General features: G+C 45.5%; 9 protein-coding genes and 1 pseudogene. 4 read left to right on the top strand and 6 right to left on the bottom strand.

Features of this window, described 5'->3' with window-relative positions; translation table 11 throughout:
* Positions 1-73: 73 nt before the first annotated feature.
* Positions 74-1045 carry a formylglycine-generating enzyme family protein gene (locus tag NG55_RS11100; RefSeq protein WP_065343276.1) on the top strand — a complete coding sequence of 324 codons (972 nt, stop codon included), beginning with the start codon at positions 74-76 and terminating at the stop codon, positions 1043-1045.
* Positions 1046-1200: 155 nt separating this feature from the next.
* Positions 1201-2178 (top strand): formylglycine-generating enzyme family protein, encoded by a 978-nt coding sequence (locus NG55_RS11095; RefSeq protein ID WP_171257958.1) that lies wholly within the window; start codon positions 1201-1203, stop codon positions 2176-2178.
* A gap of 57 nt (positions 2179-2235) precedes the next feature.
* Here the strand turns inward: NG55_RS11095 and NG55_RS11090 are convergent, their stop codons facing one another.
* The 4 genes and pseudogenes from NG55_RS11090 to NG55_RS21000 form a co-directional block, all read right to left on the bottom strand.
* Entirely contained in the window at positions 2236-5178 is a 2943-nt protein-coding gene (locus NG55_RS11090; protein ID WP_065343274.1) for a hypothetical protein, read from the bottom strand.
* A gap of 6 nt (positions 5179-5184) precedes the next feature.
* Positions 5185-7962 carry a type VI secretion system Vgr family protein gene (locus NG55_RS11085; RefSeq protein WP_065343273.1) on the bottom strand — a complete coding sequence of 926 codons (2778 nt, stop codon included), beginning with the start codon at positions 7960-7962 and terminating at the stop codon, positions 5185-5187.
* A 62-nt stretch (positions 7963-8024) separates the two neighbouring features.
* Entirely contained in the window at positions 8025-9662 is a 1638-nt protein-coding gene (locus NG55_RS11080; RefSeq protein ID WP_065343272.1) for a hypothetical protein, read from the bottom strand.
* A 356-nt stretch (positions 9663-10018) separates the two neighbouring features.
* A pseudogene (locus NG55_RS21000) lies at positions 10019-10114 on the bottom strand (SDR family NAD(P)-dependent oxidoreductase); the annotation flags it as partial.
* A gap of 18 nt (positions 10115-10132) precedes the next feature.
* Between NG55_RS21000 and recG the strand changes: the two are divergent.
* Positions 10133-12178: an ATP-dependent DNA helicase RecG gene (recG, locus tag NG55_RS11075; RefSeq protein ID WP_065343271.1), complete on the top strand. Its 2046-nt coding sequence runs from the start codon at positions 10133-10135 to the stop codon at positions 12176-12178.
* Positions 12171-12854: a ComF family protein gene (locus tag NG55_RS11070; protein ID WP_065343270.1), complete on the top strand. Its 684-nt coding sequence runs from the start codon at positions 12171-12173 to the stop codon at positions 12852-12854. The genes recG and NG55_RS11070 overlap by 8 nt, the downstream gene beginning before the upstream one ends.
* On the opposite strand, the gene NG55_RS11065 is transcribed toward NG55_RS11070, so the two are convergent.
* Positions 12808-13203 carry an NUDIX hydrolase gene (locus NG55_RS11065; RefSeq protein WP_065343269.1) on the bottom strand — a complete coding sequence of 132 codons (396 nt, stop codon included), beginning with the start codon at positions 13201-13203 and terminating at the stop codon, positions 12808-12810. The genes NG55_RS11070 and NG55_RS11065 overlap by 47 nt on opposite strands.
* Before the next feature lie 10 nt (positions 13204-13213).
* On the bottom strand, positions 13214-13798 hold the full coding sequence (locus NG55_RS11060) for an LOG family protein (RefSeq protein WP_065343268.1): 585 nt from the start codon (positions 13796-13798) through the stop codon (positions 13214-13216).
* Between the last annotated feature and the right edge of the window lie 55 nt (positions 13799-13853).

Below are 13853 nucleotides of genomic sequence, written 5' to 3'. Positions count from 1 at the left end.
TCATCACTTTCTCGGAAACAGTAAGCATTTTATTCTGTTCGGCTAAGAGAATGATTTCACCACTTAAAACAAGATGATGATGAATAAACTATTGGGTCTGCTGCTGCTCTGTACTGCACTGACCGCCTGTGCCAAGGAAGCCCCTGCGACTCAGTCTGCCACAAAACCCACCCTCGATGCTGAAACTCAGCGGCAGCTACAGCAACTGTTGGATCAAACCCGCAAAAACATGATTTTTGTTCAGGGCGGCAGTTATATGATGGGAAATTTCACCAAACAGCTGTCCCCTGAAGTGCTGAAAACATTCAGCTTTGACACTTCAGGAGATATCGACCCGCTGCATAAGGTCACTCTGGACAGCTTCAGCATGAGTGCCCATAAAGCCACCTTTGCCGAACTGGACATTTACAGCAAGGTCACTGGCAAGCCTCGGGTTTCCAATTCTGAGGATGTAATGAGATACCGCTTACCGCAGTCAGCAGCAGGCATGACCTGGCAGCAAGCCCAGGACTACTGTCAGTGGCTGGGTACTCAGCTAAAACTGCCAATGGGTCTACCCACCGAAGCCCAGTGGGAATATGTGGCACGTAACCGTGGCCAGAATGTTCTCTATGCCACCGACAATGGTAAATTCGATGAAGCGACTAACATTCCAACATTCGAACGAAGAAGCGTTTTTTCCGCTAAATATCTAACTTCCAGAACGCTGTCCAATCCAGGCCAGTTTAAACCAACACCACTGGGTTTCTATGACCTAATTTCTGAAAACTATGAATGGATGCAGGACTGGTATGACCGCAACTACTATGCACATTCACCAGAACATAACCCTCAGGGCCCGGCCAGCGGCAGCAAGAAGGTCCTGCGCAGTGCTCATGTAGAAGATGAATTCTATTTTAAATATACCTCCAGCTTCAGCATTAACCGTTATGCAAAAGATCCGGTCATTGATCCAGAATCAAAGTCTGATGGTATGACACCAGACTATACCAATTTTAATAACTCTGCCCGCTGTGTGGTTAATTCAACACAGCCGTTAAAATAAATTCACACGCGCCTCAAAAAGGGCTCATTTAGAGCCCTCGTTCAGATTCAACCTGATTCGCTAGTAAATTAACATTTCATCACTTTGCTGCAAATCCTAAGCCCTTTACACTATTGGGCTAAGAGAATGATTTCCGAACTTAAAACAAGATGATGATGAATAAACTATTCGGTTTGCTGCTGCTCTGTACTGCACTGACCGCCTGTGCCAAGGAAGCCCCCGCTACGCAAACTTCTGGTCAGTCTGCCACAAAACCCACCCTCGATGCTGAAACTCAGCAGCAGCTCCAGCAACTGTTGGATCAGACCCGCAAGAATATGATTTTTGTTCAGGGTGGCAGTTATATGATGGGAAATTTCACCAAACAGCTGTCCCCTGAAGTGCTGAAAACATTCAGCTTTGACACCTCTGGGGATATCGACCCACTACATAAGGTCACTCTGGACAGCTTCAGCATGAGTGCCCATAAAGCCACCTTTGCCGAACTGGACATTTACAGCAAGATCACTGGCAAACCTCGGGTTTCCAATTCTGAAAGCCTTAAAGATGACCGCTTACCGCAGTCAGCAGCAGGCATGACCTGGCAGCAAGCCCAGGACTACTGTCAGTGGTTGGGGACTCAGTTGAAACTGCCAATGGGCCTACCCACCGAAGCCCAATGGGAATATGTGGCACGTAACCGTGGCCAGAATGTCCTCTATGCCACGGACAATGGCAAGTTTGAACTCGGCATTAATGCACCCTCATATGAACAACAAAGAGCTTTTGCACGTAACTATAAAACTCCGAGAACCTTGTCCAATCCAGGCCAGTTTAAACCAACACCACTGGGTTTCTATGACCTGATTTCTGAAAACTATGAATGGATGCAGGACTGGTATGACCGCAACTACTATGCACATTCACCAGAACATAACCCTCAGGGCCCGGCCAGCGGCAGCAAGAAGGTCCTGCGCAGTGCCCATGCTCAGGATGACTTCTATTTTAAATATACTTCCAGCTTTAGCATTAACCGTTATGCAGACGATCCTGTCATTGATGCAGAATCAAAGTCTGATGGGATGACACCAGACTATACCAATTTTAATCATTCTGCCCGCTGTGTAGTCAATTCAGCGCAGCCGTTAAAATAAATTCACACGCAGCTAAAAAAGGGCTCATTCAGAGCCCTCATTCAGATTCCATACGGTTTAGACCATCCAGCTATCATCTTTTCCTGAGCGGCCAGAGCCATCCCGTCTGCCATAGTCATCGCCAAACTGCGGTATGTCATTGGCCACTGCCAGATATAGCTGTTCATCACTGTTGGCATAGCCCTGCATCATTTTCACCTGTTTAAATACCGGATCATCCTGATTCAGGGCAATCTGATGCAGTGGCCAGTCCACCACACCTTCCAGTTCCCGACGCGCTTTAATAAAATCCACAATCCATTTATTGGTCGGCCCAGTATAGGGTCTGCCTGTGTTCAGCGCATCCACCACCTGCTGCACATTAAAGGTTTCCATACTGCCGGTTTTCCAGCTCAGACCATAAGCCAAAAAGTTAATAATATGCCGCTCTATTTCACCAGGCGTTTTGCCTACGGTATTACATTTTTCCCCAAGAGCCGTGGTATGCTGAATCACATTACGCCATTCCTCGACCTTGAGTACCGATTTAAAAATATTCACAATCGCGGTCTTACGCTGGTCCATAAAATGCACCCCATCCATATCCACCGCAGGCAGGTCATCTACATGTGCCAAGCGGGTATTCCAGTGACACAAGCTATGTACTAGTATGCCCTTGGCGTTCGGGGTCAGCCGTGCCAACATAGCTAAGTTATTGTTAATATTCTGGGCACATTTGAGTTTCTCTTCTTCCTTTTCTACAGTTTTGAGCCATTGAGCAAATTTTTCCTGCCCATTTTGCATATATCGTGCTGCATCCTTTAACCAGCCGATATCGGTGGTCGCGGCCAGCATGGCCAATACCTGTGACAGCAGCATAAAGGCATTCTCTGCAATATAGGTCAGTAATTTAAACCCAGTCTTCAGCAACTGAAAGTATATAAACCCGGCAAATTCCAATAACTCCGCCGAGTTTACGGTAAAGTCCAGCTTGCCCTTGGCCCCTGCGCCCCAGCACAGATGCGCTGCAACCTTTAACCTGATTTTCCCCTCATGCAAATACACATATAAGTTAAAACCGGCTGCGGCACCAATACTGGCACCGAGGGTAAAGGAGGCTTTGGCCAAGGTACTGTATTTAAAATTAATACCATCCTTTTCCTTTGCATTACTGTCCACATTAAACCATTGTAGCTCAAGTTTAGGCGTTGCAGACACCTGCGCCCCGGCAAAAGCATCCACCGTCACCGAGGCCTGATTACCAACATCGTCTCCCGGCTTTTTATCGGTCACTTCCATACTGGAAATTGCCCCTCTACCGCGTCTTACTGCATTCTGCATGGTTGTGGCAGGGTCATTGCGGATGGCTCTGAGCACCTGCTTACCATCTTCCTGCCCGACTTCCACCGCAACCTGCCCGTTCAGGGCAATATTCGCACCTGCAAAACCATTCAATTCAATACCAGCAATAAAGCGAATCCGGCAGACATCTTCCTGCTCTAAAAACTGCATGCCCCAACCGTATTTTGACGGGAAGAAAAAATTCCAGTCGGCCTGACCTTCAAACAATACAAATTTGGCCGCGGCCTGTGCTTTGGCCTTGCCAGAAATATGTTTTTTTGAAATGCTGAGTGACGCCTCTGCCCCATTGGTCCCGACCAAACGTAACCATTGCGCTTCAACTGTGAGCAGATCATCTTCACCCATAACACTGTACTGATTGGCATATTCTCCGCCAAGCCGTCCCAGCACAGGTAAATACAGGTCATAAATCGCCTTGGACGGCGGTTTTTTTGCCTTAGCCAGTTCCAGATTAAAGTCTTCTGTAAACTTCTTTAAGCTGTCTTTAAATTCCTGTGGCGTTGCTGAAGATATTTTTTCTGCCCCCTGACGCGAAGAAACTGGACCCGTCATTTTTAGCGAGGTTGCAAATTTATTAATCTTTTTCCCCCTGAGGTCTTCCGCCCGTTGCACACTGATATAACGCCTTAACAGATTCGGCTGACCATTGGAACCAGAAGCCTCAATCACAAATACTTCACGGATATCAGCTGGTTTACTAAATTCACCATTCAGCTTTTGCAATGCCTCTTTCTGTGCAATCCCCAACTTCTCTTCAATTTTTTTAATATCTGTGGGATCTTTCGCTTCCAGTTTTAACTTTAACTCTTCCCGAGCACTATAAATCTTACTGATTGAACGCTCAAAATCTTTTGACAGTTTATCAAAAGGCTCAAACACCTCCTGTGGCAGTACATAAATTTCGTTGGTATGTGGACTGATCACAATCGGCAGGATTTCCTTACTCCCTAAGCTGGCTGTATAGGTTTCCTTAGGATGTGTCGATGTGCTGCTGAATGGCAGGGCAAATACGTGATATGTGCCAGGTGAAGAGGTCGCCAGTGGCAAATTCAATGGCGATTTAAATTTCTGTCCAAAATAGTTCACTTCAACATAATTGGATGAGTCTACATATGGAAATCCAGTCATTCCCTTGGCAGTGGTCTTATCTGATAGTATTTTCTTATTGTCTTTGTCATAAATGCTATAACTGACACCAACCAGTGGCTTGTTATGCAACATAATCTGGTAGCCAGTAAATGCCTTTAGTCGGACTTCAATTTTTTTGCTGTGATAACTGTACTTCTTACCGCCTTTCTCTTCAAAGACCACACCTGAAAAGCTGCCGTCTTCGCTATAACTGTATTTCCCCTTTTTGCCGTCACGTGCCTCAATTGTTCGGCCATTAATCTTTAATAAAAAATCCTGATCCTTATCTTCCAGCGTAATTTCAACTGTTTCACCATTGGCTCTGGTTTTATTACTGAAGCGCTGACTGGCGGTTGCCTTACCTGATCCATCTTTCGGCTTTACAGAGATTTCATAGGACAAGTTTGCCAATGGGCTATCCACATTATTTTTAATAACAAAAATAATCCTGAACTTCTGAATAACGTCACTTACACCCCACTGTTTTTTTAGTCGGGCCAAACCCGCAGGATTCTGATCAAAAAATGTCATTATTATTTATCCTTCAATATCCAGCGTAAACCCTTTAACATTCGGGTCATCTATATACACAGAAACTTTTTGTGGACCCTCAGTCTGAATCCTTTGTGTTTTGCCTTGATTATCCGTCACACCTTTTATCACGCTGCCGTCTTCCAGCAGCATCACATATTTTTTATTTGCAATTGGCTGACCAGATAAGTCATTCGCCTTATAAGTCAGATAGCAGGGCGAGGTATTAAACGTTCTTTGCGACATATCTACCTTCGCCCCACCCTTAAAGATATGCTGCCCGGCATTGACTACAAATGGAAAGGGAGTGGTTACAGAAACCCCTGAGCCATTTAGCCTTAATTCCGCACCCTCTGTTTTAAGCACAATCTCTTTCGGACTGGTGATATAAACTGTGTCTTCTGTGGAAATAATCTGTAACTGTTTGCGGGCAATCACATCCAGTACATCATTCTGTGCCACCATCTCCACCTTGCCCTGACCAGCAATGGCGCTGATGCCGCCCTGAGCTGCAAAGGCACTGATTTTCTCACGGGCATGACCAATCAGCGACTTCTGGGTACTTAGGTTAATGCTGTCTCCAGCGGTCTGGCTGATCTGCCCCTGTGCTGAAACATGAATGTCTTCATTGCTGCTTAAAGCGATGCTATTTGGGGAGGTCAGAATCATCAGCGCCTGTTTAAAAGCTTTGGCCTTGCCTTGATCTTGCTGTTCAATTTGTTCCAGAAAAGCTTTCAAATTATCTAGCACCTCCAACGGATCGGTCTGCTGGTTCTTAGCTACCTCACTTAAGGCTTTGGCACTGTTCAGACTGGCATCCAGTTGAGACTTCGCTTCAGCCGCATCCAGATGATGACCCTGTGCCCGTGCCTGTGGATGGCTACTGATCAATAAGCCTTCTCCAGCCCGCACCGCACCCCACTGATCCGTCCTCAGTTCAAAGCCTTCACCCCGTCCTCCGCTTTCCTCGGTTTCCTTTGGATGACTCAGATTCCCCAGATTGAGCTGAGTCGCTGCATGACTGCTTTGCAGTTGTGCTGATATCTGCCCAGGGGTGTCATCCAACCGTAACTGGTTGTATCCTTCAGCACCAATTTCACGGGAACGAATCCCCGACAGCCTACGGGTTTCTGGTAACTGGCCTTTGTTATCAAACTTCGACGGCGAACGCTGCCCTTGATGCAGACGTCCCATTATGAAAGGTCGGTCTGGGTCCCCGCCGAAAAAGTCTATTGCGATCAACTCTCCAACCCGCGGCAGAAAGCGTGCTCCATAGCCTTCACCCGCCCACGGGGTCAGCACATCCACCCACGCTGAGTCAGTATCATTGTCATTAGCGCCCGCACCACCATCATGTGCGTGGTCCTCATCACGGGTAAACAGGAAACGTACCTTGACCCGCCCCCATTCATCTGTGTAAATTTCCTCACCAGTTGGCCCCACCACACGTCCAATCATCGCATGGGTCTGTGGCCGATGTCGTAGTGGATTGTATTCAGGTTGCAATGGGATACTGCGCCGCTGCAAAGTCAGACGATTGCCCTGACGTTGCTCAGTTGCCTCAAGCTGTGGTATCTGCCAGTTACTGCGCATAAGCAACTGATTCAACTGATCACTCAAGTCCTTCGGTAAGTTATTCTGATTAAAGTAATGCTTGCTGGTAATCAGCAGTTCGCAGTCACTCCCAGCACTTTCATTGATTTCTGGATGATCCATCAGCACAAAATAATAGCCCACCTGAGCATTACGGACTGTAGAGTCGGCACTAAAGTTTTTGGCCTCTTGATTGTGATAAGCCTTTAATTGATCATTCAGGCGTTCAATCTGAGCATTGCCAGACGCTGTTGTACCATCCTCAGCGTTTAGATCGCTGATCCAGGCAGGAGAAACACCCCATGCATCCTCAAGCCCGAGTGAGGCTGTATCATACTGACTGGAATGCTGATGCGGACTTAACACTGAGCCTGCGCCTTCTTCCTGTTGCAGTACATCTGCCTGCCAGCGCTGGATATGCACAGCGGTGGATTGTAACCTACGTGCTGAAATCAAAGAAGTAATGCTATCTGCGGCCTGTACCGCACTGCTCTCAGGATGGTAACGAATACTGCGGCGTGGCAGGGATTGATACTGTGAATTATCATCAATCAGCCTGAATCTCTGTGGCTGAAGCGGGTCTCTGAAACCGCTCACATTTGGCTGGACTTCATCAATCAGCCAGTTAATTCCCTCACTTCTCAGCAATCGGGTTAAAAATTCATGATCATTTTCAGAAACCTGCATTATAAATGGGCGTACATCATAATCGCGGCTTAAGCCGCTCTTATCCAGTGTCAGGCTGGCGGCAAACAACGGACTGCGCTGTTGCCACTCCTTAAACAGCACTTCCAGTATCTGCGGAACAGATTTATTTAAGAACACCCGGGAGTTCCTGCGTTTTGACCATAAAGCTGTGGCATCCTGCATGGTTAACTTATAGACGGTCAGTGCACCATCTGAAGCCCCTACGCTGGCAGCGGTAATCAGCCCTGTAGTCCTGAATATTCCCGTGTCCGAGAGTTGGTCTACGGCGACCCGCAGGCCAATGAAATTCTTCAACGCAATGGAATGACTGGTAGACAAACAAATGAGCTCTGCACGACTTTCACCATTTATTTCATGGCTGCCATCGATCCTTTGCAGCAACACCTGTGCACCAATTATTGGATTCGAAAACTGTATATGTAGAGCGCGTTTCTGTGCAGTTAGACCCAGCCGTTCCAAGGCGGTATAAATATTATTCAGCATAGATTATTATTTATTTTCCAATATTAAGATTGACTATACAGTATATTCTGCTGGCATTAGCCTTAAGGATTGTCACCACTTTGTAACATGATTTGTTGTTCCTGCTGGAACTGTTTCAGTAATTGACGCCGATATCTGACCTGATCATAGCTGAGATGGTATTTCTGCTGCAGTTGCCCAATGCTTAAATCCATCAGGTCCTGCTGATGTTCCAAAACCCATTTCCTGCCTTGGTTCCTTACAGGAGGCAGATGGAGCGCCTTCCTTAAGATATTCCGGGTTTTCACAATGTATGCTGTGCTACGGTTCAATTGCTTTGCAATTTCTGTAATGCTCAGATCAGTACTCAGCAATATCTCCTGATGCTGTAAACGCCATGCAGCAAGCTCTTCACGATCACCAGACTGACCCAATAACTGTTGCAACAGCGCTCTATTGCGGGTGACCTGTAGCTGAGTCATATTCAGTTGTACCGCCTTTTCTGCCCTGCTCAAGTCTGGATCAAGCAAAATATGCTGATGATCACACAGCCATTGTCGACGCTGCTGCATTCTCAGTTTTTCCTGCTCAACCAAAGTCGGTAACTGATTTTCCTTGCATATTCGTTGATATGCTTTCTGTGCAATCTGTGGTGAAACATCATAAACCTGCCGTATCTCTTTCAGACTCATCTGCAGCATTGCATGCTTATTTTCCTGATACCACTGTTCACGGACAATATCTGTCTGGCTAGAGCGTGTAGCCTTTTTCCTGATCACACCAGCCGCCTTGACTAGGTATTCTGCATAAGCTGTAACCTGATATTGGGTGAATCCATATTTCTGCTGCAGTTCTGAGAAACTTTCATACAGTATTTCGTCCTGATGTTCGACCAACCATGCCCGATGTTCCTCAGTCCATTTTCGCATTATAGGTAAACACTTCGTTTGAGGCAGCTTATGCTTTTTGCGCAATGAATAACGGATATGTACAACCTGTTTTTCGTTCAGCTGTAGTTTCTGGGCAATCTCTCTAACTGAAAGCACTGGACTGAGCAGCAGGTCCTGATGATCTGACAGCCACTTTTGACGCTCCTTTGCCTTTTCCTGCATCCGTTCATTAATGGTTGGCAGCCCAAGTTCTTTACAAGCCCGTTCGTGAAACCTCCCAGCCACATAATAATCTGATGTTAAAACAACGGCCATAACTTGCTCAAATGTCTGACATCTGGCTATTTTTTCTTTATTTTTATGAAAATTCTGTTCTTTTTCATAATCCGTTATGCGTTTTCTGTTACGCTTTATACCAAACTCACTTCTCAGAATAGCAACACAGGCATTTACTTCGTGCTGTCGTAAACTATATTTTTCAAATAACTCCTGAAAACTGTTATACAGTATGTCTTCCTTGTGCTTCAGCACCCAAGCATAATCATATTTTGTATGTGCTTGCTGGAAACTGAACATATGTCTCATTTTGCTGACTGCTGAACCAGATATACCTAAATCCCGTATCGCATCACTCCGTTTAGTTTTTTCAATAAATTCCACTAATTCCTGAGTAATAATGAAGGACTTAGCACCTCCCTGTCTGTTCGATCCATATAACCATCCACTGTACAGATTAATTCCTGCTGCTGTTTTACGCTCCTCATACACATCCCAGTCTTCACCTTGCCAGTCTTTAATAGTTCTTATCCAATATAATTTGTATTTTCCCATACCTTATAACTTCACTGAATCAATTTAATTCTGTTAAATTTTATCGAGAGGGTCCAGAGAATCCTGAAAGAAATCGAGACCCTTCAACTGAAAATTACGGGCCGCCATTGCTGTTGCAGAAATCCGTTTCCCTGAAAATATGTCACTTTGCAAAATAAACTCTGATAAATTGAATCACTACTGAAACCTTAAACTCATTAGATACATTAATTAATAAAACTAAAAAATTGCGAAGTCATCAAGATAAATCTGGTTACTAAAATTAACCGTTGGATACACCTAGCTCTACTGTGATAACGTGGTTAATCGCACAATTGAACTACCATAAATACCACTTAGGCGAATAATAACGCTCTGTTGTGACTTATTGTGCTAATGTGGTGACCTTGCTCAAATAAGTGTTTAGCGACACGCTGAGATGTTTTACCATAACCAATAAATAAAATATGCATACACACCTTTGAGCAGAGATGACATCAGTTCAGCAATTACAAGGCGTTGGTGCTGCCGCAGCGACCCTTTTAGAAAAGCTTCATATTTTTAGCACGGATGATTTGTTATTCCATCTTCCCCGTGACTATGAAGATCGTAGCACTATTATTCCAATGAATCAGCTGATCGTTGGACGAAGTTACTTGCTTGAAGGTGAAGTCCGTTCCGTCGATTTCCCTCCGGGGAAAAAGAAATCGCTCGCAGCCCTGTTACAAGATGATTTTGGCAAGGTGACCTTACGCTTTTATCATATTTATAAAGGTCTGACTGATCGCATCCAAATGGGACAACGCCTACGGATTTTTGGTGAAGTCCGTGTCGGTGCACGGGGTTTGGAGCTATACCACCCTGAAATTCAAGTGATTCAACAACATACTGCTTTACCGAAAACGCAACTCACTGCGATTTACCCGAGTACCGAAGGTCTGACCCAACCCAAGCTACGTGAATATGTTCGCCAAGCCTTGCAGCATCATAGCGATGACTTAGCTGAATTATTACCAAGCAAATACAGCAATGGATATGAACTAAAACAGGCCCTACATTACATCCATGAACCACCGATTGATGCCAATATGTTGCAACTCAATCAGGGTTCACATCCAGCACAACAACGCTTGATTTTTGAAGAACTGGTTGCTCATCAAATCAGTTTACTCACCCGTCGTGCTTATATTCGGCAAATTGCTGCCCCGCGCTTTAGCAGCAGTAAAGTACTTGCCAAGAAGCTGTTAGAGGGTCTGCCCTTCCAAATGACCAATGCACAAAAACGGGTTTCTAAAGAAATTTTGCAGGATCTTAAACAAGATCAACCGATGTTACGTTTGGTGCAAGGCGATGTCGGTGCAGGTAAAACCCTTGTGGCTGCCGTGGCTGCCTGTCATGCGCTGGAAGCCGATTGGCAAGTGGCGCTTATGGCACCGACTGAGATTCTAGCTGAACAGCATTATTTAAACTTTAAGCGCTGGTTTGAGCCTTTGGATATTCAAGTCGCATGGCTGTCTGGCAAACAAAAAGGCAAAGCCAGAACCCAAGCTGAACAACAGATTAAAGAAGGTCATGCCCAGCTGATCGTGGGCACGCATGCCCTGTTTCAAGATACAGTCGGTTTCTCAAAGCTTGGTTTGGTGATTATTGATGAGCAGCATCGTTTCGGTGTTGATCAACGTCTTGCCTTACGCAATAAAGGTGCGGACCAGTTTACACCACATCAATTGGTCATGACTGCTACACCAATTCCTCGTACACTCGCCATGAGTGCTTATGGGGATTTAGATACCTCGATTATTGACGAACTTCCTCCTGGACGTACCCCGATTCAAACCGTAACCATTCCATTAGAACGGCGTGAACAGGTATTACAACGCATCGCCACAAATTGTCGTGAAGGTAAACAAGCTTATTGGGTCTGTACTTTGGTAGAGCAATCCGAAACGCTGGATGCCCAAGCGGCTGAAGCCACTTATCAAGAAATTAAAGAGCGCTTTCCAGACATCAACATTGGTCTGGTACACGGCAAGATGAAGGCCGATGAAAAGCAAAGTGTCATGCAAGCCTTTAAAGACAATCAGTCTCAGCTGTTAATTGCCACTACGGTGATCGAAGTCGGGGTCGATGTCCCGAATGCGTCGATCATGGTGATTGAAAATGCCGAGCGCTTGGGTCTATCCCAATTGCATCAATTGCGTGGTCGAGTGGGTCGTGGCGCAACCGCCAGTTTTTGTGCCCTACTATATAAAACCCCATTATCGCAGAATGGTCAGGAACGCCTTTCGATTTTACGTGAAAGCAATGATGGCTTTGTGATCGCAGAAAAGGATTTGGAAATTCGCGGGCCAGGAGAATTACTCGGCACCAAACAAACCGGAGATATGGGCTTTCGTGTCGCACGTTTAGAACGCGATGATCATCTGCTGACCCAAGCACATTATGTAGCTGAGCAAATCCTGAAAGAGTATCCACAGCATGCGGATGGACTACTCAAACGCTGGCTACCTGAAGCCCCAAGATATGCCTATGTTTAAACGACTTGGCACATCAGCACAGCAGCTTTTTGATTATTTTACGCCTTGTAATCTCTGTGATATCGGCATGAAACGTCAATTTGGTGTATGCCACAGTTGCTGGCAACAACTGCCGTGGCTAAAGCAAAGTATTGAACGCAACCAACAACAGGTCTTGGTCGCCTGTGATTATGCTTATCCGATTGATCGGATCATTCAACAGTTTAAATATGAGCAAAAACTGCATCATCAAAGAATATTAGATGGCCTACTATTACAACTCAAACTTCCGAAAGTACAGGCAATTGTGCCGATGCCCATCTCAGCTGATCGTCTAGCAGAACGTGGCTTTAATCAGGCTCTTCTACTCGCCAAGGCATTGAGCAAAAGCTTGAATGTCCCCGTCTGGCAACCCGTACAACGCTTGGCTCAGCACTCACAAAAAGGGCTATCCCGTTTAGAACGTCTTGAAAATATTGAGCAACAATTTGTGGTTGCACCACCCAACTCAATACGTTATCGCAAAGTCCTCATTGTCGATGATGTGTTGACCACAGGCAGCTCAATCAGCGCCTTATCCCAAGTCCTTAACCAACTCGGCTGCCAACACATCTATAGTGCATGCGTAGCCGCTGCACAACCACGACAGACTAAGTTACTTGATTTTGCTGACACCACGGAATCACAATCTCTTTAGTTAAAGGCGCCAACACAGTGGCTTGATCATCCAATTCAATCCATTTCATTTCAGCAATTTCAGCAGCAATTTGAGGGGCCTGTTTTAATTCAACCGCATAAACATAACTCACCAGCATATGATCTGGTTCATTGGCTGCAGCCGTTTCAAAACGACCAATGAATTGTTTCAATTCACATTCACAGCCAATTTCCTCCAAAATCTCACGTTGCATCGTGATCTCTGGTGCTTCATTGATTTCGAGCTTTCCGCCGACTTGCATAAAAGCATGCGTATTTTGTTTACGCACTAACAGCAATTGATTTTGTTCATTCAAAATCACAGCAGCCGCCACAGTGATGATTTTCACAAGTTGCTCCTTAAGCTTGAATTTCGGTCGTGGACATCCATTTTGGTGTCACTGGCTGGTAAGCCGAGAATGCCGCCAGAATATCCTCAATCTGCTCTGCAACAATCAGTTTATCGACAAAGCGTTCTTGACTAAAACCACGCTCAACAGAACCTTGCAGCATTTTAAGCAGATCATCATAGAAGCCCACAACATTTAAAAAGGCACACGGTTTCTGATGAATCCCTAATTGGCTCCAGGTCCATTGTTCAAAAATTTCTTCCAGTGTTCCTGCACCACCAGGCAATGCCACAAAGGCATCAGACAGCTCCGCCATTTTGGTTTTACGCTCATGCATATTGTTGACGACATGCAACTCGGTAAGACCTGTATGTGCCAACTCGCGATCAACCAAAGCATGAGGAATTACCCCAATGACGCGACCGCCAGCCTGTATGGCACTATTGGCGACAACCCCCATTAAACCAGAACGGCCACCGCCATAGACCAAAGTTTGGCCTTGTGCAGCAATTGCCTGACCTGTTGCCTCTGCCATTTGCTGATAAATGGGATCATTACCGAGTGAAGAACCACAGAAAACACATATAGAATTCATACAATTAAAACCGTTTTATATAACTGTCATGCTGATAAAGTAGGCTATGTAACAA

This window comes from Acinetobacter gyllenbergii, assembly GCF_001682515.1.
Lineage (GTDB): Bacteria > Pseudomonadota > Gammaproteobacteria > Pseudomonadales > Moraxellaceae > Acinetobacter > Acinetobacter gyllenbergii.
This window is presented reverse-complemented; position numbering and strand designations above follow the sequence as displayed.